Origin of the sequence: Microbacterium sp. LWH12-1.2 (genome assembly GCF_040675825.1) — a bacterium.
Classification (GTDB): domain Bacteria; phylum Actinomycetota; class Actinomycetes; order Actinomycetales; family Microbacteriaceae; genus Microbacterium.
The window spans coordinates 81454-102472 of record NZ_JBEGIJ010000001.1 but is presented as its reverse complement, the minus strand read 5'-3'; the positions used below and the strand labels follow the sequence as shown (position 1 = coordinate 102472).

At 68.6% G+C, this 21019-nt stretch carries 18 protein-coding genes; 11 read left to right on the top strand and 7 right to left on the bottom strand.

What is annotated here, in order from left to right; genetic code table 11:
* The first annotated feature begins 18 nt into the window (after positions 1–18).
* From MRBLWH12_RS00460 to MRBLWH12_RS00450, 3 genes are read left to right on the top strand one after another with little or no spacing between them, the layout of a single operon-like run.
* On the top strand, positions 19–2019 hold the full coding sequence (locus MRBLWH12_RS00460; RefSeq protein WP_363544871.1) for a glycosyltransferase: 2001 nt from the start codon (positions 19–21) through the stop codon (positions 2017–2019).
* Positions 2020–2056: 37 nt separating this feature from the next.
* Positions 2057–3088, top strand: a complete 1032-nt coding sequence (locus tag MRBLWH12_RS00455) for a glycosyltransferase (RefSeq protein WP_363544868.1) — start codon at positions 2057–2059, stop codon at positions 3086–3088.
* A complete protein-coding gene (locus MRBLWH12_RS00450; RefSeq protein WP_363544865.1) occupies positions 3085–4182 on the top strand; it encodes a glycosyltransferase in 1098 nt (365 codons plus the stop codon). The genes MRBLWH12_RS00455 and MRBLWH12_RS00450 overlap by 4 nt, the downstream gene beginning before the upstream one ends.
* Before the next feature lie 45 nt (positions 4183–4227).
* On the opposite strand, the gene MRBLWH12_RS00445 is transcribed toward MRBLWH12_RS00450, so the two are convergent.
* On the bottom strand, positions 4228–4734 hold the full coding sequence (locus tag MRBLWH12_RS00445) for a hypothetical protein (protein ID WP_363544862.1): 507 nt from the start codon (positions 4732–4734) through the stop codon (positions 4228–4230).
* Between the two features lie 157 nt (positions 4735–4891).
* Here MRBLWH12_RS00445 and MRBLWH12_RS00440 point away from each other — a divergent pair, with 157 nt between their 5' ends.
* Positions 4892–6703 carry an ABC transporter ATP-binding protein gene (locus MRBLWH12_RS00440; protein ID WP_363544860.1) on the top strand — a complete coding sequence of 604 codons (1812 nt, stop codon included), beginning with the start codon at positions 4892–4894 and terminating at the stop codon, positions 6701–6703.
* 1 nt (position 6704) lies between these two features.
* Here the strand turns inward: MRBLWH12_RS00440 and MRBLWH12_RS00435 are convergent, their stop codons facing one another.
* Positions 6705–7613: a glycosyltransferase family 2 protein gene (locus MRBLWH12_RS00435; RefSeq protein WP_363544857.1), complete on the bottom strand. Its 909-nt coding sequence runs from the start codon at positions 7611–7613 to the stop codon at positions 6705–6707.
* A gap of 50 nt (positions 7614–7663) precedes the next feature.
* On the opposite strand from MRBLWH12_RS00435, the gene MRBLWH12_RS00430 reads away from it, so the two are divergent.
* Genes MRBLWH12_RS00430 through MRBLWH12_RS00410 form a run of 5 tightly spaced genes read left to right on the top strand, consistent with a single transcriptional unit; the run spans position 7664 to position 12687 of the window.
* Positions 7664–8614, top strand: coding sequence for a glycosyltransferase family 2 protein (locus MRBLWH12_RS00430; RefSeq protein WP_363544855.1), 951 nt, complete (start codon positions 7664–7666; stop codon positions 8612–8614).
* A gap of 41 nt (positions 8615–8655) precedes the next feature.
* Positions 8656–9495 (top strand): alpha-1,2-fucosyltransferase, encoded by an 840-nt coding sequence (locus MRBLWH12_RS00425; protein ID WP_363544852.1) that lies wholly within the window; start codon positions 8656–8658, stop codon positions 9493–9495.
* A 48-nt stretch (positions 9496–9543) separates the two neighbouring features.
* Positions 9544–10404, top strand: a complete 861-nt coding sequence (locus MRBLWH12_RS00420) for a glycosyltransferase (protein WP_363544850.1) — start codon at positions 9544–9546, stop codon at positions 10402–10404.
* Positions 10401–11459 (top strand): glycosyltransferase family 4 protein, encoded by a 1059-nt coding sequence (locus MRBLWH12_RS00415; protein ID WP_363544847.1) that lies wholly within the window; start codon positions 10401–10403, stop codon positions 11457–11459. The genes MRBLWH12_RS00420 and MRBLWH12_RS00415 overlap by 4 nt, the downstream gene beginning before the upstream one ends.
* Before the next feature lie 28 nt (positions 11460–11487).
* The gene (locus MRBLWH12_RS00410; protein WP_363544844.1) at positions 11488–12687 is read left to right on the top strand and encodes a hypothetical protein; all 1200 of its coding nucleotides are present in this window, start codon (positions 11488–11490) and stop codon (positions 12685–12687) included.
* A gap of 88 nt (positions 12688–12775) precedes the next feature.
* Here the strand turns inward: MRBLWH12_RS00410 and MRBLWH12_RS00405 are convergent, their stop codons facing one another.
* From MRBLWH12_RS00405 to MRBLWH12_RS00390, 4 genes are read right to left on the bottom strand one after another with little or no spacing between them, the layout of a single operon-like run.
* Positions 12776–13675 (bottom strand): polysaccharide pyruvyl transferase family protein, encoded by a 900-nt coding sequence (locus MRBLWH12_RS00405; protein ID WP_363544842.1) that lies wholly within the window; start codon positions 13673–13675, stop codon positions 12776–12778.
* Positions 13672–14826: a glycosyltransferase family 4 protein gene (locus MRBLWH12_RS00400; RefSeq protein ID WP_363544839.1), complete on the bottom strand. Its 1155-nt coding sequence runs from the start codon at positions 14824–14826 to the stop codon at positions 13672–13674. The genes MRBLWH12_RS00405 and MRBLWH12_RS00400 overlap by 4 nt, the downstream gene beginning before the upstream one ends.
* Positions 14827–14830: 4 nt before the next feature.
* A complete protein-coding gene (locus MRBLWH12_RS00395; RefSeq protein ID WP_363544837.1) occupies positions 14831–16435 on the bottom strand; it encodes a polysaccharide biosynthesis tyrosine autokinase in 1605 nt (534 codons plus the stop codon).
* A 25-nt stretch (positions 16436–16460) separates the two neighbouring features.
* A complete protein-coding gene (locus MRBLWH12_RS00390) occupies positions 16461–17906 on the bottom strand; it encodes an O-antigen ligase family protein (protein ID WP_363544834.1) in 1446 nt (481 codons plus the stop codon).
* Between the two features lie 242 nt (positions 17907–18148).
* On the opposite strand from MRBLWH12_RS00390, the gene MRBLWH12_RS00385 reads away from it, so the two are divergent.
* Both MRBLWH12_RS00385 and MRBLWH12_RS00380 read left to right on the top strand, forming a co-directional pair.
* Positions 18149–18793, top strand: a complete 645-nt coding sequence (locus MRBLWH12_RS00385) for a hypothetical protein (RefSeq protein WP_363544831.1) — start codon at positions 18149–18151, stop codon at positions 18791–18793.
* A 21-nt stretch (positions 18794–18814) separates the two neighbouring features.
* Positions 18815–19840, top strand: a complete 1026-nt coding sequence (locus MRBLWH12_RS00380) for a MauE/DoxX family redox-associated membrane protein (protein WP_363544828.1) — start codon at positions 18815–18817, stop codon at positions 19838–19840.
* 4 nt (positions 19841–19844) lie between these two features.
* Here the strand turns inward: MRBLWH12_RS00380 and MRBLWH12_RS00375 are convergent, their stop codons facing one another.
* Entirely contained in the window at positions 19845–20897 is a 1053-nt protein-coding gene (locus tag MRBLWH12_RS00375; protein ID WP_363544826.1) for a heparan-alpha-glucosaminide N-acetyltransferase domain-containing protein, read from the bottom strand.
* Positions 20898–21019: the final 122 nt, after the last annotated feature.

Below are 21019 nucleotides of genomic sequence, written 5' to 3'. Positions count from 1 at the left end.
ATATCTTGGGGAGGCCTCGTGCGAGTGCTGAGAATTTCGCACAGCGCCGCAATCGCCGCATGGCGCGGGCGCGAGAACGCCCTCCGCGCGCGCGGCGAGGATGTCTCCCTGATCACCGCGCGCCGCTGGCACGCCGGTGGCACCTGGGTCGACCTCGATGCCGCGGCGGAGGAGCAGGTCTCCCCCACTCGCACCTTCGGCACTCATCCGGCACTGTTCCTCTACGACCCGCGTCCGCTCTGGCGTGCGCTCGGTGAGACGTGGGATGTCATCGACATCCACGAGGAGCCGTTCGCACTCAGCACTGCAGAGGTGCTGGTGCTGCGGATGCTGCGCCGCAACCGCGCCCCGGTCGTGCTGTACACCGCCCAGAACCTGTTCAAGAGGTATCCGGTGCCATTCCGCTGGCTGGAGCGCTGGGCGCTCCGCTCGGCGGCCGGCATCTCCGCATGCAACGCCGACGCGGCGCGGATCGTGGAGGGCAAGGGTTTCGCCGGCAGAGCGCGCGTGATCCCGCTCGGTGTGGAAATCGGCCCGACCCCGCCCGCTCCGGTCGCAGTTCATGCGGCTGGCGCGGCCGAGGACCCGCACGAACTGCGACCGGAACCGTCTGTGACGGTCGGGATGCTGGGGCGCCTCGTTCCGGAGAAGGGATTCGCGACGCTGCTCGATGCGCTCGCGCTGCAGCCGCGTCTGCATGCGCGCATCGGAGGATCGGGACCGCTCGCGACAGACCTCCGCGGCTGGGCATCCGAGCGCGGCGTCGCAGACAGGGTGGAACTGGTCGGCGCTGTGGACCCGGATGCGGTCGACGACTTCTACCGCTCCATCGACGTGCTCACGATGCCGTCGCTTCCGACGCCGCGCTGGACCGAGCAGTTCGGCCGCGTGGCCGTGGAGGCCATGGCGATGGGTGTGCCGGTCGTCTCCAGCGATGCGGGTGCGCTCCCCGATGTCGTCGGGGGCGCCGGGATCGTTGTGCCCGCCGGGGATGCCGCGCGGTTGGGCGAATCGCTGATCGCCGCGGCCGGCCCTCATCGTGACGAGCTGATCGCGGCGGGCCGCGAGCGGGCCGTCGAGTGCAGCTGGGACAGCGTCGCCGGCGCCTACCAGGAGCTGTACCGCTCGGTGGTTCGCGCACCTCGGTCAGAGAGCTCGCCGAAGGGCCCGGTGCGCCCCGTCGAGGTCATCGTGGTGGCGTACGGCTCCCCTGGCCTGCTCCGCAAGGCTCTTGAGCCCGTTTCAGCGCTTCCGGTCACGGTCATCGACAACTCGTCCCTCTCCGAGATCGCCGATCTCTGCACCGAGCTCGGTGTGCGCTACCGGGATTCCGGAGCGAACCTCGGCTTCGGGGCCGCCGTGAACCTCGCCCTGGCCGACCGGCTGCATCCCGACGCCGATGTGCTGCTGCTGAACCCGGACGCCGAGGTGACCCCGGCCACCGTCGAGACGCTGCAGAGGGCCCTGCACGGCGATCCCGACCTCGCCAGTGTGGGTCCGGCTCAGGTCGACGGTGATGGGCGCCCAGCACGCGTGGAGTGGCCGTTCCCGACCCCTCTCCGCGCGGTGACGGACGCACTCGGTCTCGGCGCCTTTGCACGCGGGCCGGGTTTCGTGATCGGATCCGTGCTGCTGCTGCATGCCGAGGCACTCGCGCAGGTGGGTCGATTCGATGAGCGCTTCTTCCTCTACGCCGAGGAGACCGACTGGGCGTACCGCGCGCACCTGCTCGGCTGGCGGCATCGCGCCGTCCCGACGGTGACCGCCCTCCACCGGGCCGGCGGCACGAGCTCGGATCCGCGGCGCCGCGAGGCGTACTTCTTCGCATCGCAGGAGCGCTACTTCCGCAAGCATTTCGGCGCGTCCGGCTGGGCTGTCGCGCGGCTCGCCGGCTGGGTTGGCGCGACGGCACGAGCCGCAGTGCTCCGCGGCGAGCGCCGTATTCAGGCACGGCGCCGGGCAGCCGTCTACCGGCTCGGGCCGGTGCGCGTCGAGGCACGATTCCGGCAGGAGCGGTGATGCCCGCCGCTCTGGTCGCCCCGATCGAGGCGCGGTCATGACTCCGCTTCGGATCGTGCACGCTGTCGCGTCAGACCGCTTCGCCGGCGTGGAGCAGTTCGTGCTGCGCCTTGCGTCGGCTCAGGCTGCGCACGGACACGATGTCACGGTGGTCGGCGGAGCCCCCGCCCGGATGAGCGCCGCCCTGCAGGCAGTCGGTGCTCGGATGGTCCCGGCCGTTCGCACTCGCGACGTGCTCCGAGTGGTACGAGGGACTCCCGCCGACGTCGTGAACTCGCACATGACCGCGGCCGACGGCGCCTGCGCCGTGGCTCTCTTCGGCCGCCGCACCGCTCTGGTGTCGACGCGGCACTTCGCGAGTCCGCGGGGACGCTTCGGTCCGCTGCCGCTCGACGCCATCATCCGACGACGGGTGGATGCCGAGATCTCGATCAGTCGGGCGGTCGCCGCCGCAATCGGCGCGCCGAGCGTGGTCGTGCATTCCGGCATCCCTCCGGCCGACGTTGCGGCCGACGGCACCCAGAAGCGCATTCTCATGGTGCAGCGCCTGCAGCCGGAGAAGCACATCGGCGTCGGGGTGCGGGCATTCGCGGCGTCGGGGCTGGCGGCCGAAGGCTGGCGCCTCGACGTGGTCGGCGAAGGACCGGAGCGCGACCCGCTCACCGCGCTCGTCGATGAGCTCGATGTCGCCGAGGCAGTGCACCTGCTCGGCTTCCGTGACGATGTGCCGCAGCTGCTCACCGAGACATCCATTCTGCTCGCGCCATGCCCGGTCGAAGGGCTGGGGCTCGCCGTCTTGGAGGCGATGGCGCACGCGGTCGCGCCGATCGCGGCCGGCGCCGCCGGTCACCTCGATCTGCTCGAAGGCCTCGACGCACGTGCGCTGTTCCGGCCCGATGATGTGGCGGATGCCGCTGCGGCACTTCGTGTGTTCGCCGACGATCCCCAGCGGCGAGGCCTGCTCGCCCATGCCGCGCGCGAACGCGCACAGAGCGAGTTCTCCATCAGTCAGCAGGCCGCCGGCACCGAGGCCGTGTACCGTCATGCGATGGCGAGGAGAAACGCATGACCGACCTCGTCGTTCTCTCGTTGGAAGGCTGGGACTCCGTCTGGCGGCGAAACCAGTACCTCGTCGCTGGGCTCCTCGATGCCGATCCGGAGCTTCGGGTGCTGTTCGTCGAACCTCCGGACGATCCGCTGCACGACCTCCGCATTCGTCGCCGACCCGGGTTCGGCCAGCCGGTGCGCCAGGTCGCCGATCGGCTGTGGACGGTCCGTCCCACCAAGTGGCTGCCCCGCAAGTGGGACCGCAGCGGCGACCAGCGTCGCGCGCAGGCGATCCGTGCCGCCGCCGCGCGCCTCGGATTCGCCGCACCGATCCTCTGGGTGAACGACCCCGCCGCGGCCGGGCTCGTGCCGATGACCGGGTGGCGTTCGCTGTACGACATCACCGACGATTGGCTGAGCGCGTCTCGTCCCGCGGCAGAACTCGCTCGGATCGCGGACGGTGAGCGGATGCTGCTCGAGAGAGCAGACGCCGTCGTCGCCTGCTCTCCGGAGCTCGTCCGCCGCAAGAGCGCGCAGCGCAGTGGCATCCACCTGATCCCGAATGCCGTCGATCTCGACGCCTACCGCGTCCTCGCCGAGCGACCGGCGGATCTGCCGGCTGCTCCGGTGGCGCTGTACCTGGGCACCCTGCATCCGGACCGCATCGACGTGGCGCTCTGCGTCCGTGTCGCCCAGGAACTCGCCGATCGCGTGCGCCTCGTGCTGGCGGGTCCGGATCTTCTCAGCAGGTACGACCGGGAGCGACTCGACGAGGCCGGAGTCCGGCGACTCGGCGCTCTCGAGCGCTCGGCCGTGCCGGCGCATCTGCAGCATGCCGACGTGCTGCTGGTGCCGCACCTGGTCACGGCGTTCACCGACAGCCTCGACCCGATCAAGCTCTACGAGTATCAGGCCGCGGGCCGCCCCGTCGTTTCGACGGCCGTGGCCGGATTCCGCGACGCATCTGATTCCCGCATCCGCATCGCAGACGCGGACGGGTTCGCGGACGCGGTGATCAGCGCTCTGGAGGATCCGCTGCCTAGGGGTGCAGCGGATGCCGCCGATTGGCGCGTGCGCGTGGATCAGATGCGTCGGGTGATCGAGTCGATCCACTGACGCTCCTGGTCAGTGAAGCCCCGCAAGAGGCGGGGCTTCACTGACTTACTTGCAGCAGTCCGGCGGCGTCGCAGGGATCGTGACCGTGACCTGAATCTGCTCGTGGTCCGTGTCGGATCCATCCGACTCGTGTCCCCACGTGACGAGGAAGCCAAGGTCGAAGACGAGGTTCGCGCTGCTGTTGCTGGTCGCGTTGAAGTTCACATCGAGCGAACCACCGGCCGGGATGAACCACGGCAGCGCAGGAATCGGATTGAGTCCGAAGTTGATCCCGCTGGTGTTCACGTTGATCGAGATCGCCGTGACCCATGCGTCCTGGTTCTGGTCCGGATTGCTCACGGTCGCCGGGACGCTGTAGCCCTTGACGATCGGATTGCAGCTGTTGCCCGGCGCTTTGCAGGCCGCTCCCGGTGTGATGATGATGGTCTCACCCGACGCCGCGAAAGCGGGCACCGGCGCTGCGATGGCGATAGCCGGAACCGCCCAGGCCATAGCCTTGGTCACGGTGCGACGGCTGATGCCTTCGGACGTTTTTGTTGCATTGTCAACCATGGTTGAACTCCCCAGATTTTGGTCGCTCAATTGACGTTCTGGGACCCTTCCCCAGGCGCCATGTCCCCAGACACGGAGCGACTTCACCTGAATGATAGCGTAAGAGCGCTCCGCGCGGAACAGTCATCTGCTGAGCACTGCCAGGAGGGAGGACGAGATGGCCGACCGCGTGCACCGTCCACGGCTCCTCCCGCAGTTGCGCAGATTGCTTCTGCTCACCGACTCGCATCCGCGACGCTGGATCGGCTCGACCGTGGCGGCCTCGGTCACCCTCGCACTGCTCGATATGGCGGGCGTCGCGGCGATGATCCCGTTGATGCAGCTCATCACTTCGGGAACGCCTGACGGCCCGTTCCTGCAGTGGGTGGTGCAGGTCCTCGGCACCTCGGAGCTCTCGACCCTGATCCCGCTGATGGCCGGGTTCGTCGCGCTCGCGTTCATCGTGAAGAGCATCGGATCGATGGCCTTTCGCTGGTGGCTGCTCGGCCGCACGTCGAGGATCGCCGCGCTCGCCTCCTCCGAGATGATGAACCGCTACGTGCTGTCGCCCTACTCGGCCCATCGCGCGCGTTCCCTGAGCGTCGTCTACCGGAACATCAACGACTGCACGAGCCAGGCCGCCAGCGTGCTCGTGGCCGTGGTGAACGTGTGCACGGACTTCCTGATGCTGCTCGCGATCATGGCTGTGCTCGCCATCAGCGCCCCCCTCGTGACGGCGTTCGCCGTCGTGCTCTTCGGCGGACTCGTCTTCGGCGTGCAGCGCATCCTCCGCGCTCGTCAGCTGCGAATCGGCGAAGACCTGGCCGTGACGAGTCTGGAGGCATGGCAGGCGCTGATGCCGGGTCTCGACGGCTTCCGCGAGACGAGACTCACCTCCAGCGCGTCATCCTTCGTACGCAACTTCCGCTCCGCTCGTCTGCGCGGGGCGCACCTCGGCCGAGAGATGGGCTTCATCTCGGATGTGCCGCGCTACCTGCTCGAGATCGCCTTCATCGTCGCCATCGTCGGAATCGCCGTGATCCTGTTCGCGATGGGCGACGGCGAGCAGGTCGTCCCGGTGCTCGGCCTCTTCGCGGCGGCATCCATGCGAGCGCTGCCGACGATGAACCGCGTGAGCGCGAGTCTCGCGACCACGCGCGGCGGGCAGGCGGGGCTGCGCATCATGATCGAGACCCTGGACGAGCTGCAGGCCGAGGGCAGCCACGATGAGACCCCGAAGAGCGGCCCACCGTACGTCGGTGACATCCTGCTCGACGGCGTGACGTTCGCGTACCCCGACGCCGAACAGCCCGTCCTGTCCGACTTGACCCTCACCATCGCCGAGAACCAGACCACGGCGTTCACCGGCGGCAGCGGCGCCGGCAAGACCACGGTGGTCGACCTCGTGCTCGGGTTGCTGACGCCGACTTCAGGTGCGATCCGGTGCGGTGGCCGCTCCATCGACGATGATCTCGCGTCGTGGTATTCGGGGATCGGGGTCGTACCGCAGGACGTCTTCCTCTTGAACGCGACGATCACCCGGAACATCGCCTTCGGCGAGGATGCCGCCACGATCGACATGGATCGACTGCACGAGGCCGCGCGCCAAGCCCAACTCACAGAGCTGCTGCAGGAACTCCCGGACGGCGTCGACACGATCGTCGGCGACCGCGGCGTGCGACTCTCAGGCGGCCAGCGTCAGCGCGTCGGCCTCGCCCGCGCACTGTATCGTCGGCCGCGCCTCCTCGTCCTGGACGAGGCGACGAGCGCGCTGGACAATGCGACAGAGCACGAGATCGCGCAGACGCTCCAGGCCCTGCGCGGTCAGATGACGATCGTGATCGTCGCCCACCGACTCTCCACCATCCGCTCGGTCGACCATCTGGTGCACCTGCGCGAGGGCCGGATCGGCGCCGAGGGGACCTTCGACGAAGTGCGCGCCCAGGATGCCGAATTCGCCCGGCTGGTCGAACTCGGATCGCTCGACTGAATCACCCGGTGCGGGACTCTCGGCGGCCGAGACGCGCCGCCAGCGCGGTGATCGATGTCCACGGCGCACGCCGCGCACCCCAGACAGCCAGGCGTGCAGCGTACGGTGTGTCACGACGACGGGTCGCGGCGATGAACTCGCCGAGATTCTCCGCGGCAGCGTAGCGGCGAAAGGCACGGCGGTGGCGTCGTAGTAGTCCTGTCAGCTCGCGGTCGCCGCGAAGCCGCGCATTTCGCAACTGATCGAGCACGACGCGTCGGTTCGCCTCGCGGCCGGCAAGTCCGCGGCTGGTGACATTCGCGCTGTGCCGGCGATAGCCGACCAATTGTCGGTCGACATTCGCGAACTCGCCGATCTGCAGCAGCCGCAGAATCAGGTCGTTGTCCTCAGCCGGTTCCATCGCCGTTCGGCATCCGCCCTCTGTGAGAAAGGAGTCCCGTCGAATGAGCAGCGTGGTGATCCGCGGTGGGAGTTCGTCGTACGCGATCATCTGCGCTGATGTCGCCTGCCGAGCGCCCCAGCCGGAGCCGAAGGTCACCCCGTCAGCATCCATGTACCACCCGCCGGTGCATACCGCCACCGCATCCGGCATGGTGACGAGCGCGCGCAGCTGCTCCTCGATGCGCTCCGGATGCCACACGTCGTCGTCGTCGAGATACGCGATCCACTCGCCCTCCGCGGCCGCGGCCCCGGCGTTGCGGGCGACGGACAGACCGGATGCCGGCTGCCTCAGGTACCGCAGGCCGAGTCCGGAGGCGATCTCAGAAAGACCGGGTTCGGGCGAGCCGTCGTCGACCAGCAGGATCTCGCGCACGGGTGCGGTCTGCGCGCGCACGGAAGCGACGGCCTCCTCGAGGTAGCGACCGCCCCGGTTCGTCGGAATGATCACGGTCACCGCACGGTCCCGCATTCGCGCACCTCCATCCCTCCAGCGGTGAGCCTACAACTATGCTGAGCGGCATGTCCGACCCGGATCTCAGCGTGTGCATCGTCACCTACGAGCGCTCCGCGTTCATGGTGCGCTGCCTCCAGTCTCTCGCCGCGTACGTCGGCGACGACGTCGAAGTGATCGTCGTGGACGCGTCTGCCGTCGATGACCGCGCCGCAGCCGTCGCGGCATTCCCCGGAGCGCAGTACCTGCACCGTCCGGGGCTCGCCGGTTGGATGACGCGCTCGCGCAACGCGGCCCTGCTGCATGCGCGGGGCACCGTGGTCTCGTTCCTCGACGACGACGTCGTCATCTCCCCCGGGTGGAGGCGTGGACTGGACGATGCCTTCGCCTCCGAGCCGCGCCCTGATGCCGTCGCCGGACGCACGCGCAATCTCCTCCCCGGCGAGGAGATGTACGAACTGCCGATCGGCCGGCTGCGCGATGACGGCACCCTGACAGCCGGATTCGCGTCGCTGCCGAGCGGCCTCGTCGAGGTCGATCACGGCATCGGCGCCAACATGTCGTTCCGGCGCGAGATGCTCGCACGACTGGGCGGCTTCCGCGACGACTATCCAGGAACAGCCATGCGGGAGGACACCGACATCTTCCTGCGGGTGAAGCGGCTGGGCGGCCGTACCGTGTTCGCGCCGGACGCCGTCGTCGACCACCTCCCGGCGCCTCACGTGAAGGGTCGCCGCTTCGACACCCGCTACAAGCTCTACGGGCGCCGGAACCACATGGTGCTTCTCGCGCGCTACGCCGGGCTCCGCTCTCCCCTCCTGCGTCGCTGGATCGTCGCAGACCTCCGCGCCATCCGCGATGCGGGCGGGCTCCTGCGCCGCGTCCAACGGCTCGGCGTGTCGATTCTCGGCATCGTGTGGGGCTTCGGAGCGGCGATCCGTCAGGCGCGATGGGCGCCCCTGCCGGCCGAGCGTGCGGGACAGGATGCCGAACGCATTCAGGCGGCTCTGCGCCGCTGATCCTCACGCCGGCATGAGCACACGGGGCCTATCATGACTGCGTGTCCGAACTCCGGCGTCTGCCCGCCCGCATCGCGGGTCACCTCGCGTGGCGCGCTCGACGTGCGGGAACGGTCGTGGCCGATCGCTTCCGCCGCGGAGACCGCACGGTGACGATGACGCCTCCGGTCGGCCTGCGCTTCGGGAACTGGCTCTACCTGTGGCTGCAGGCGCACGAGTCATCCGCCGCGGGGCGGCCGTGGCTGGTGCTCGAAGCCCCGGGGATGAACGAGTGGTTCGACGCTTTTCCCGGCCTCCGTGAGCTCACGGTGGCGCGAGACGAGGTGCGCTTCCACGATCGCCGGGTGTGGGGAGAGCGATTCTGGAACCAGAAGTTCGGCGAGGAGTTCAGCCGTCGAGCCCTCGACGCGTTCATCGCCGACGTCCTGGCGCCGCACATCCCGGTGGACGACTCCGACACCGTCGTCGTGAACGTCCGGCGCGGCGACTACTACGCGCAGGATCACCTCCGCACGCGTTACGCGTTCGACCAGGCCGGCTACATCGCCGACGCCCTGGAACGGATCGGCCCGGCCGCGCGCATCCGGCTGGTATCCGACGACCCCGAATGGTGTCGCGAGCACCTCGGAGTCCTGCTGAGCCACCATGCCGACGAGGTCGTGTACGAACCCCGCGGCGCTGTCGGCAACTTCCTCGCGGTGTCCGGCAGCCGGAAGCTGATCGGCACCAACTCGACGTTCTCGTACTGGGGCGGATACATCGCCGGCGTGCTGCACTCCGACGCCCGGATCGTGATGCCCCGCTTCCATGCACGCACCGAGCGCGGTACGGATGCCTACCACCTTGATCCGTCGTGGACGATCATCGACGGATACCACTGAACCATGCGTCGCGCGACATAGACTTTGCCCGGGCTGAGGGGGTTACACATGGGGACTGGCACAATCGGGATCGTCATCCCGGTCTACAACACCGATGGCGCGTATCTGGACGAGTGCATCGCATCGGCGCTGGCGCAGACCGTGGACTGTCCGGTCGTCGTCGTCGACGACGGTTCGGTGAAACCGAGCACCTTGGAAGCTCTCGCCCGCTGGTCGGACAAGGGCGTGCAGGTGGTGCGGCACCCGGAGAACCGGGGCACGAGCGTCGCTCTCGATTCCGGCGCCGCGGCTCTCGATACCGACTACGTCATGCCGGTGGGCAGCGACGATCGCATCCAGCCCTCCCTTTGCGCTGAGGTCGCTGCGATGCTCGACGCCGACCCGGCGGTCGGCGTCGTGTCGACCGACCTGCAGTTCTTCGGATCGTTCGAGAAGGTCGATCGCCTGCCCGCCACGAACGGCGTCGCCGACATCCTGTTCGGCAACACGATCCCGGGAGCATCCGCATTCCGGCGGAGCGACTGGGTCGCGCTCGGCGGCTTCGCGACCGGTCTCCGCTTCGGCCAGGACTGGGAGTTCTGGGTGCGCCTGCTGGCGAGTGGCCGCACCGCCCGCATCGTGCATCAGCCGCTCTACGAGTACCGGCGGCACGCCGCGCAGGTGACGGCCACGATGTCCGAGGAAGGGAAGCGCGAACACAGCCTCGATGTGGTCCGCCGAAACCCGGCGATCTGGGGCGCCCACGTCGAAGAGATCATGGCGCGGTACTGGACGCTTGCCGATGAGCACACACGGCAGTCCGCACGCCTCGCGGTCTTGGAACGTCGGTACGGAGCGATCAACCGGCTGCTCGGTCGCGGCGCACGTTTCGTGAAGTCGGTGCGACGCAGAATCCGGAGGCGCGGATGACATCGCGTCTCTCGATCTCGACGATCATGACCGACACCCCGATGGGTGCGCAGGTCTACCAGCGCGAGATCACTTCGCGCGCCGAGGCCGCTCTCGCCGAGATCTCCCCGCCGCCGTGGAACGTGCGCGAGTTGGACTTCCGCTCGTTCCGGTCGTCCCTCCCCGGCAACCGCCGACTACCGCTCGGCCGCGTTGCCGCGGCACCTGCCGCAGTGCGCCGCGCGATCGGGCGAGTGCTGTACCAGGGCGACGCCGTGTCGCACCGGATGGCCCTGGAGCTGCCGCCCTCACCGCACGTCGACGTGGCGACGCTGCACGACGTCGTCGCGTGGCGGTTTGCGGACGAATCGGCACCCGTCCGCGCTGCCGCCGAGGAGCTCCGGCGAAGCGCCGCCGTCATCTGCGTCTCCGCGTTCACGGCATCCGAGGCCGTCGATCTGCTCGGAATCCGAGATCCGCACGTGATCCCGAACGGCGTGGACGTGCGCTACTTCGATGCGGCTCCACTGGATGCTGCTGCTCGACGTGCCCTCGGCCTCGAAGCGCCGTACGTGCTCCACGCGGGCGGGGCGGCCCTGCGCAAGAATCTCGCAGCCCTCGCCGATGCGTGGCCGCGGGTGCACCGCGAGCGTCCCGACCTGTTGCTGGCGATGGCCGGCCCTCCGCATCCGCAGCGCACGGCGTTGTTCGCCGGCATGCCGGGAGTTCGTCTGCTCGGCATGCTCCCCGACGAGACGATGCCCGGCCTCGTCGCCGCTGCCACGACCGTCGTCGTCCCCTCCCTGTACGAGGGGTTCGGCCTGCCGGTCCTCGAGGCGATGGCTGCCGGGGTCACCGTCGTGGCTGCCAACACGAGCAGCCTGCCCGAGGTCGCCGCCGGCCACGCGATCATCGTCGAACCGGATGCAGCGTCGATCGCCACCGGCATCCTCGATGCGACATCGGACGATCCGGCGCTGGGCGCCCTCGTGCGCGGCGGTCGGGCACATGCCGCCGACTACACCTGGGATCGCAGCGCGACCGCGCATGCGCGGGTCTGGAACTCCTTGCGCTGACCCGTGCGCTGAGGGTCATACTGAGCGCATGGACGTGATCGAAACGTCGCCACCACGCATCGAACGCGATGATGAGCGCGTGCGCGCGGTGGCAGACGTCAGCGGGCGGCCAGCGCTGTGGTTCTCGGTGGAGGAGCGCTTCGCCGACCTGATCGCCGACCGCGCGGACCACGTCGTGATCGGGCTGCTCATGCCGGCGATGAAGGAGGGGCGCGACCTGCATGTCGGCGGGGTGGTGACGGATGCTCTGCTGCACAGCGCGAACGGAGATCTGCAGCGTCTCCTCCGTCTGATCCATCCCGATCTGCATGAGATCCAGGTGACAGCGGATGCCATCGCCGCACCGTCGCGGCCGGCTGCCGGGGTCGCCACCGGGTTCTCGGGCGGGGTGGATTCGTTCGCGACGCTCGCCGAGTACCTCTGGCCTGACGATGTTCCCGACTCGCTTCGGGTGACGCACCTCCTCAACAACAACGTGGGCGCGCACGGGCACGGAAGAGACGGCGACGCTCTCTGGCAGGCCCGCCGTGCCCCGCTGGCACGGGCGGCTGCCGAGTTCGGCGTCCCCTTCGTCACGGTCGACAGCAACCTCGACGAGCACTATCCGCGCATCGGTTTCATCCAGTCCGTGACGATGCGCAACGCGACGGTCCCCCATCTTCTGGGTGCCGGGATCGGTCGCCTGCACCTCGCCTCGGCGATCTCGTTCACCGCCGTCCACATCGACTCATCCGGCGAGATCGCCCGCTTCGACCCCTTTCTGGTTCCGCTCGTGTCGACGCCGGCGGTGACCGTGAGTTCCGCGAACTCCGGGCTCACGCGGGTGCAGAAGACCCTGTCGCTCATCGGACGCCCCGAGTCCCGCTATCTCGACGTGTGCACCGACGGAGACCCTCAACGCACGCGCAACTGCTCCGCATGCCCCAAGTGCATGCGCGCGATGCTGACGCTCGAGATGGCCGGGCACCTGCAGGAATTCTGCCCGCAGACGTTCTCCCTCGAGCCCTACGTGAAGGGCCGGGACGCCTTCATCGCCAGCGTGCTGTCCTCCGACGGCCCCTATCCCCGCGAGCTCCGCGAGTACGCGAAGGAGATCGGCTGGCATTGGCGGGTGCCCGATCGCGGTCGATCACTCGCCTCTCGGTTCCGTGCCGCGGCATCCCGCGTCGCGCATCGAGTGGCCGCGCTCCCTCTGGTGCGCTCGTTGCGAGGTGCGTTGCGCCGCTGAGCCGCGGGTCGGCGACCGATCTCGACCGTTCCGGTCGCAGTTTGTGCGGGTGTCAGGCCCTGCGGACGACGCCACGTGCGACTGGAACCTACCGCAGCGCCGCCAGAAGCCCACCGGGGAAGGGGCGCTGGCCGAGCGGCAGCGCGAGTGCTCCGGCGAGCGCCTGCTCCAGCCCATCGCCGATGCGTGCGACCGTCGCGGCATCCGCAGCCCACGCCTCGGCCGCGAGTTCATCCAGCGAATGCGCCTCGTCGAACGGCCGGAACCGCGTGCGGCCAGGCGTCACCGCTGCCTCGTAGTCGCGGAACTTGAAGTCCCCGCCGCCGAGCGGCGGGTCGAGCGTCGTCCACACCGCCGGGATCCCGTAGGAATCCGCGGTGATCAGCCCGTGCAGCGATGTCGTAATCACGGCGCGGCTCGCGGCGATCTCGCGCACGGCGACCGCCGCCCGTTGATGCACGTTCACCACGCGCACGGCGGCTTCCCCGGCTTCTCGCACTCGACGATCGAGCTGCGGATGCGGGCGGTGATGTCCGTGCGGCACGACCGCGATCCTGCCGTCGGACGGCGGCCGCGGCAGGTGTCGGGCGACGAGGATGCCCGGATCCCCGAACGTCGGCTCCTCGGCCAAGCCGATGCGCTCCGCGGTGAGCGGTCCACGCACCGCGAGGACGGATGCCGCCGGCAGCAGGTGCCGCTGATCGTTCATGAGCCCCGATCCCCAGATCGCGCCGGTGAAATCCTGCGGCACGAACTCCAGCAGGCTTCCGACTCCGATCAGGCGGGCCGCGCGCGGCTCGCGGTACAACGGCACGATTCCGTACCGCGGCAGCAGCCAGGGCGTGAGGTCGTCGCCGAAGTTCGGATGCCCGTCCCACCAGAACGCGGGGATGATCACACCGTCCCCGCGGGCGTGCGGCTCCGCGAGCGCCTCAGCGAAGCGGCGCAGCTGCCGGCCACGCCGACGCAGAGCCCCCTCGTACCTCACGGCCCGGCATCCGAGCGCACCCGCGTGAACAGTTCCTCGTAGTCGAGGGCGACGCGAGACCAGCCGTACTCGCCGACCCGCTGCGCTCCAGCGGCGGCGACTCTGCTTCGCAGCGGCTCGTCGGCCATCATCGAGGTCAGCGTCGCGGCGAGCGCCGCGGTGTCTTCCGGGTCGACCAGGAGAGCATCCTCGCCATCGCGGACGAAGTCGGTCGCACCACCCCGCGAGGTCATGATGAGGGCAGCACCGCCCCGCCACGCCTCGAGGGCGACGATCCCGAACGACTCGGAACGACTCGGCACCACGACGACGGCTGCGTCGCCGATGCGCCGCGCGACGGCCGCCGCATCCTTCTCACCGACGAGCGTCACAGACTCCACCAGCCCGAGAGACACGATCTGCTGCTGCAGGCGCGCCCGCTCCGGCCCGTCTCCGATGATCTCGAGCCGGACCCCCTCGAGCGCAGCCAGCGCAAACGCGTCGATGAGGAGGTCGAAGCCTTTCATCCGCCCGAGTCGACCGATCGCGAGCAGGAGTCGCTGGCGCGGCGCGTCCGGATCCGCGGTCCCGAGCGACAGATCGACGCCATTCGGCACGACAACCCCGTCCGCGAGTCCGAAGCGTGCGCGCAGGTCGTCGAGCACGTAGGTGCTCGGCGCGGTGACGGCGGATGACTGGGCGAGTGCGGCGCGCAGGCTTCGTCGCAGCAGCGCCGAGCGGGCGTACACGCCGTTGTCGTCGCCCAGAGTCTCGCCATGCGAGCTGACCACCAGCGGCGTCGTGAACGCCCGCTGCAGGGCTGCGGCGTAGACGCCGTTCGGTCCGAAGCACTGCACCGACAGCACGTCGGGCCGGAACCTCGCATATGTGCGGCGCCATTCGCGCCAGGCCCGCGGTACCGACCAGACCGTGCGGAACAGCCCGTCGAGCGACCGGGCGGGCAGCGGCGTCGGCAGGTACCGCACCGGCACGGGGAAGGCTCGCGCCGACCACATGCCGCGGTCGACCGTCCAGACCTCGACCGCGTGCCCTCGATCGTGCAGCGCTGTCGCGACATGGGCGACATGCGTCTCCACCCCGCCGACATGCGGAGCGAACGACGACGAGATCAGCGCGACGCGCAACGGGGAGCGCCGCTCATCCGACGACATCACGTCAACCGCTGGGGCGTCGTTTCGGCGCCGACGTCTCGACCGTCGCGTCGTCGAAAAGCTGTTCCAGGGCGGCATCCTCGTCGAAGTCCGCGTTCACGGCACCGGTCGAGGGAGCGGGCCGCGGCCGAGGCTTCTGCCCGGTTCGTACCACGCCGCCGCCCGGACGGGCAGCGGTGCGAACCCGCCGCGGTTTCGCCGGCTTGTCCGTCTTCGTCTCGACGGTCTCCGCCTCCTGCGGGTGATAGTCGTACGAATAGTTCGCTGTGCCGCTGCCGGTCAGCGGCATCCGGTTGAGAACGACCCCGAGCACGCGCCCTCGCACCTTCTCGAGGGCCTCGACCGCCTTGTCGACGAGGTCGTAGGTGGTGCCGCCGACCGTCACCACGATGATCGCGCCGTCGGCCTGATGCGTGAGGATCGCACCGTCGGTGACGGGGAGCAGCGGGGGCGCATCGATAATCACCATCGCATGCTCGGCGAGCTCGTTCAGCAGCGAGCGCATCCGGTCAGACCCGAGCAGCTCGCTCGGGTTGGGCGGGATCGTGCCTGCCCCGAGAACTACCAGTCCGGGAACACGAGGCGTCCTCTGCAGCACCTCGATGAGGTCGGCTCGTCCCGCGAGGACGTCGGTCAGACCTGCTCCGGGGATGAGGCCCATGGTCGTGGCGACCGTCGGTCGCCGCAGGTCGCCGTCGACGAGTGCGACGTGCTCTCCGTTCGCGGCGAGCATCGTGGCGAGGTTCGCGGCGACGGTGGATTTGCCCTCCCCCGGCATCGCGCTGGTGACGACGATGCAGCGCGGCGGGTGGTCGACGTCCATGAACTGCAGGTTCGTACGCAGGGTTCGCAGCGATTCGGAGACCGCGAAGCTCCCCTTCTTGGTGGTGTCCGAGAGATCGATGAGACGCTGATCCGGGTCTTTCTTCCCCACCGTCGGAATGCTCCCGAGCACCGAGACGCCGAGCCGCTGCTCGACGTCGTCCCCTGGGCGCACACGCCGATCGGACAGCGCGCGCAACAGCGCGAACGCGATCCCCGCGCCGAGCCCGAGGACCCCGCCGACGAGGAGTGCCGTCTTCGTGTCGGGAAAGCTCGGCGCCGTCGGCAGGGATGCCGACTCGCCCAGCACGATGCCCACCGGCGCCGAACCGGGCGTGCCGTCGCCCTCGAACTCATCGATCGTGGCGGTCAATCCCATCACCCACGCCGAGGCGAGGTCACGAGCGGCCTCGGGAGTCGTCCCCTGGGCGGTGATCTTCAGGATCGCCGTGTTCAGCGGATTATCGACGGTGATCCGGCGCACCAGATCCTCCGGGGAGCTTTCGCTGCCGAGTTTCTTCGCGGCGAACTCGGCGACGTTGGTCCAGGTCGCCATGTCGCGATAGGTCGGCACCTTCGCCTTCGCGAAGTTGTCGCTCGCGTTCGGGGCGAGCGCGACGCCCTGCTGGTCGGTCGCCTTCGACCTCAGGAAGCCGCTGGCCGACGCTTCGTACACCGGTGTCTGAATGGCGGCCCAGCCATAACCGGCGCCGAGCCCGACGAGCACCAGTAGGACGATCGCAATCCCATGACGCCTCAGCGCCAGGAAATAGTCGCGGATCTGCATGCCACCCCCAGTGTTTTGACTGATCTTACGCGCGGGCCCGGTCAGCGGGCGGTGCATTCTTCACGCGGTTGCGTGCGGGATGCCGAGTACTCCGCGGCACCTGTCGGCCTGTCCTTGTCGTCGCGATCCGGCCCGTGGCCCGTCGCCGGTCGTTCCAGAAGCTCTTCGCCTCGCCGCGGCTCACCGCAAGCGCCTGTGCGCCCAGGCAGATCCCGGCGATGAGGAACGGGATCGAGACCTGCGCCGAGACCCAGAACAGGTCGAACTGCGCCTGCACGATGCGGGCGAGCACCGAGCCCAGCGCGAGCATTCCGAAGCGGGCATCGACGCGCCACAGCACGATGATGATGCCGATCCACATGATCATGAATCCGGCGAGGCCGACGAGACCGGCGGACGCGACGACTTCGAGTTCGGCCTGCGGCGGCTGGAAGTTCGCCGTCGGATGCACGTACCAGTAGCGAAGGCCGTGGCCGAAGAACGGCGAGTGCTTCCAGAGCGCGTAGACCTCCTGCATCCATTCGATGCGCTGGTACACGGAATTGAAACGGTTCTGCGAATCGATCTGCTCGATGACGCTCTGCACGATGAGCACGGCGCTGGGAACGGCGATCACGGTGATCAGCACCCAGTGCCGGGCGGCTCCCTGACGGAGTACGTGGATGAGCAGCGCCACCAGGAAGCCGATCATCGCCTGTCGCGACTGCGTGAGGGCGAGGGCAGCGAGGAAGAGGAAAAGTGCGGCCCGCGCCCATCGTTTCGGGATCTGCGCCCAGTCCGGATTGATGTACGCGACGAATGCGGCGAAGGCGAGAGCGCCGCCCGCGAAGTTCTTGTGCATCGCCCAGGGCCACTGCGGATACACGGCCCCGAAATCATCGGCCGCGATCAATGCCAGCGCGCTGGCGAGCGTGCCGAGCGCGATGAGTGTCGCGACGGCGTAGATGAGGACGAGTGCCGTGCGGGCTTTGCTCGCCCGACCGATCGCCCAGCCGCTGAGGAGAGCTCCGGAGATGAGGAGCCAGGCGTGGAACCACTCGATCACGTTCTGCGCGAACGGATTCGCGATGACGGTGAAAAGAGTTGCGAACTGATAGATGAGGTTGAGCTGGAGCAGCGCTTTCAGCGGCGGACTGAGATCGCGGTCGCCGAGGAACACCGCGGTGCCGAAGGCCGCGGCGAGTGCAGCATCCGACACCGTCAGATCACCCGGACCGATTCCGATGCGCTCCACGATGAACAGTGCCGGCGTCGCCATCAGTGCGATCGCCATCGGCTTGGATGCGGTGAGCACGGCACCGATGAGGAATGCTCCGATGGCCGCCGCCGTGACCACACCATTGGCGATGCCGCGATCGAGAAGCAGATATCCGCCGGCAGCGACGCCGCCGGCGAAGAGCACCCAGCGCCAGACACCGGCCCACCAGTCGCGCAGCCGAGAGGGCTGCCCCGTCATGCGACGCGCGTGCATGCCTTCATCCCCATAGCGCCCCCTCAAGCGTGGTCTCAGTATGGCACTGCGGTGGTCGCAGGCCCAGGACCGCCTTCTCGGTTGCGATTAGTCCACCGTTTCGATCGCTTTCCGACATCGTTCGATCGTTCTGCGACACGATTCAGCCATGACGTACAGAACTCGGCCAATCTCGGAGAAGCCGCTTGTGCGGTTCCCTGCCCTTCCGCTCTCCCCAGCGGAAATGACCACCGGAGATATTCATGTCTGAAGAGAACACCTTCGCGCCCAAGGGCGTTTCCCGCCGTACCCTCGTCAAGGGCGCCGCATGGTCGCTGCCCGTCATCGCCGTTGCCGCCGCGACTCCGTTCGCCTCGGCGAGCGTCGCCTTCAACGCCACCGTCACCGCTGAGTGCAGCGGCGACTACGACATCTCGGTGCTGACCGGCATCGTCGGAGCCGGCCTGGTCGGCGTCGTGCAGACCGCGCTGGGCGTCATCGGCCTCCAGCCGAACGCCACGCGTGAGTTCACCGTCACCGCCACGACCGGAGACATCCCGGCGGGCACGCAGTACCTGCTCACCGACCCGAACGCACTGCTGACGCTCACTGGCCTCGAGGCAGTGATCGGCGCCGGCGTCGCCGGTGTCATCAGCACCACTGACGGCTACGTGATCACGCTCACCAACCCGATCACGAACGGCAACTCGTTCTCGGTCAACGTGTACGACGCCCTCGTCAACGTCGGCGCACTGAGCAGCTTCACGCTGACCCAGGTACAGAGCGACAGCAACAACGGCGACAACAGCGCGACGACCGGCAGCCTCCTGGCCGCGGCCGTCAACCTCGGCGACCTGGGTATCCCGCTCGTCTCGGGCTCGCTCGCCGTTCAGACCTGCGACCTTTGATCTGCCGCTAATCTGAGGGTTATGCCCACGAACCCCGTCGAGTTCATTCTGATGATCTCGACGGGGTTCGTCGCGTTCGTGCTCCTGCTGTCAGGTGCGACGAAGAGCGGACGGATCGGGCGCACCCTCGACAGCATGGAGGCCATCGGGGTTCCCGAGTTCGCCCGACGTCGATGGATCGCCGCCGCGGTTCCCGTGTGGGAGATCGGGCTCGGCCTCGCGCTGCTCATCCCGCCCGGCTGGTACCGTGCCGCGGCCGCGGCAATTGCCATGGGCACCTTTGCCGTCTTCACCGTCTTCATCGTCGGCGTACTGCGTCGCGGCGATGACGTGGATTGCGGATGCTTCGGGCCGCTGTCTGTCGATGATCGCGTCACCGGATGGACCGTCGCCCGCAACGCCGTGCTGATCCTGGCATCCGCTGCCATTGCCGTCACCGCCCCGGGGCATCCGTCGTTCATCGTCGAACTCTTCACAGCCGACCGCGGGCTGGTGCTGCTCTCCTGCCTGGCCTGGGCGCTCCTGGCGGTCGGAGTGCTGGCGACCGCGCTCGTCCGCATCCGCCGCGACCGCGCAGACCCGGCTATCCCGTCTGACTCGTCCTCGACATCCGTGCGCATCTCAGCGCAGGGCGATCCTCTTCCCGACGCAGAACTCGTGAGCCCCGCGGGCATCACCGTACCGCTGCACGCACTCGGCAGCGGTTCGCCCGTGCTCCTCGTCTTCCTCTCCGCGGAGTGCGGCAAGTGCGAGGCGGCGGCCCGCCGGCTGCCGGAATGGCAGCAGATGATCGGCCCCTCGGTTCAGCTGCGGGTCGCGACCTCCTCACGCCCTGACGCGCTCCAGGCGCGTGTCCCCCAGGCGTTGCCGTTCGCATACTTCGGGGCGCGATCAGCCAAGCAGCAACTCGGCATCGAGGGCATCCCGTCGGCCGTGCTGCTCGGCGGCCTCAACTACCGGTTCGTGGCTTCGCCGATCGCACACCGCGAAGACGAGATCGACGCACTCGTGCGCGGCATCGTCAACGCTCAGGCCGAGATGCCGTGAGTCTCTAGCGCACCCGCCACTTCCTGGGGCGCCCGGTGATCATTCCGAGCAGCCACTCGATCGGGCCGGTGCCGACGAACCGCACCCACGCCCAGGCCAGCAGCGCCATGCCGGGAACGATGAGCAGCCAGCCCAGGGGCTCGTTCGTCTGAGGGAACCCGTTGGAGCGCGCCCACAACGCGATCACCCCGACGTGCAGCACGTAAAGGCTCAGAGCGACCTGCCCCCATGCTCCCACCGGCCCCAGCATCCGCTGGAAGGCGCCTCCGCCGGCTGTCGCCACAAGCACGACGACGACGTAGGCGGCGAACACGAGGCCGACGTCATGCAGCGTGTCGAGGTAGTCACCCGACTGCACGGCGACCTTGAAGAAGCGCTCGACGGCCATGCTCCCGAGGAACGCCACGGGTGCGACCGCGGCCATCACCCAGAGCAGGCGGTCGCGCCGGAACCCGTGTCGCAGCAGCAGCGCGCCCAGCAGGAAGAACGGCAGCAGGTTGATCAGTCGATATGAACGCCCCACCGCCAGGCCGTTCGCGAGCTCCTGCACGATGAGCGGCTGCGTGTACAACCACGTCGCACCCCGCGCCAGCATCAGCAGCGGCTGGCTCAGAAGCGCGATCGCGGCCGCGGCGATGATCAGCGTCCGCGTTCCCAGGAGCAGCAGCGGTACACCGAAGATCAGCAGCAGCCCCAGCGACTGCAGCACGATCATCACCCACGACCCCCACGTCGTCATCCAGATCCCGAGCGCGACCAGGAGCACTCCGCGCCAGCTCTGCTGCACCAGGGTGCGGGCGACGCCGGCCCTGCGGTTCCAGACCAACTGAGCCGAGATGCCCATTACGAGCGCGAACAGGGGCGAGGCGACATCGTTGATGGTCGACTGGATGAACAGCAGAACCTTCGGCATGTCCGGCACGAACGGGCCGGCGTGGGCGATGAGCATCGCGAGAATGGCGACGCCGCGCAGCACATCGGGGATGAGCATCCGTTGTGGCGAGCGGGATGCCGAACGGCGATCGCTCATGGTGCTGGTCGCGTTGCCGGTGCTCATATCCAGTCCCCACTTGTGAAGGCGATCATGCCGCGGCGTTCCGTTGTTCTCCAGGGCAGCTCAAGCCTAGGGATTCGCTCGCTGTTCACCTATCACCACGGCGGAAATGGTGGATGATGAGG

What these genes read in the sequence shown, in the direction of transcription:
- MRBLWH12_RS00455 (WP_363544868.1), top strand. Translation starts at nt 2,057, where the DNA reads ATGACTCCGCTTCGGATCGTGCACGCTGTCGCGTCAGACCGCTTCGCC.
- MRBLWH12_RS00450 (WP_363544865.1), top strand. Translation starts at nt 3,085, where the DNA reads ATGACCGACCTCGTCGTTCTCTCGTTGGAAGGCTGGGACTCCGTCTGG.
- MRBLWH12_RS00445 (WP_363544862.1), bottom strand. Translation starts at nt 4,734, where the DNA reads ATGGTTGACAATGCAACAAAAACGTCCGAAGGCATCAGCCGTCGCACC.
- MRBLWH12_RS00440 (WP_363544860.1), top strand. Translation starts at nt 4,892, where the DNA reads ATGGCCGACCGCGTGCACCGTCCACGGCTCCTCCCGCAGTTGCGCAGA.
- MRBLWH12_RS00435 (WP_363544857.1), bottom strand. Translation starts at nt 7,613, where the DNA reads ATGCGGGACCGTGCGGTGACCGTGATCATTCCGACGAACCGGGGCGGT.
- MRBLWH12_RS00430 (WP_363544855.1), top strand. Translation starts at nt 7,664, where the DNA reads ATGTCCGACCCGGATCTCAGCGTGTGCATCGTCACCTACGAGCGCTCC.
- MRBLWH12_RS00420 (WP_363544850.1), top strand. Translation starts at nt 9,544, where the DNA reads ATGGGGACTGGCACAATCGGGATCGTCATCCCGGTCTACAACACCGAT.
- MRBLWH12_RS00415 (WP_363544847.1), top strand. Translation starts at nt 10,401, where the DNA reads ATGACATCGCGTCTCTCGATCTCGACGATCATGACCGACACCCCGATG.
- MRBLWH12_RS00410 (WP_363544844.1), top strand. Translation starts at nt 11,488, where the DNA reads ATGGACGTGATCGAAACGTCGCCACCACGCATCGAACGCGATGATGAG.
- MRBLWH12_RS00400 (WP_363544839.1), bottom strand. Translation starts at nt 14,826, where the DNA reads ATGTCGTCGGATGAGCGGCGCTCCCCGTTGCGCGTCGCGCTGATCTCG.
- MRBLWH12_RS00395 (WP_363544837.1), bottom strand. Translation starts at nt 16,435, where the DNA reads ATGCAGATCCGCGACTATTTCCTGGCGCTGAGGCGTCATGGGATTGCG.
- MRBLWH12_RS00390 (WP_363544834.1), bottom strand. Translation starts at nt 17,906, where the DNA reads ATGCACGCGCGTCGCATGACGGGGCAGCCCTCTCGGCTGCGCGACTGG.
- MRBLWH12_RS00385 (WP_363544831.1), top strand. Translation starts at nt 18,149, where the DNA reads ATGTCTGAAGAGAACACCTTCGCGCCCAAGGGCGTTTCCCGCCGTACC.
- MRBLWH12_RS00380 (WP_363544828.1), top strand. Translation starts at nt 18,815, where the DNA reads ATGCCCACGAACCCCGTCGAGTTCATTCTGATGATCTCGACGGGGTTC.
- MRBLWH12_RS00375 (WP_363544826.1), bottom strand. Translation starts at nt 20,897, where the DNA reads ATGAGCACCGGCAACGCGACCAGCACCATGAGCGATCGCCGTTCGGCA.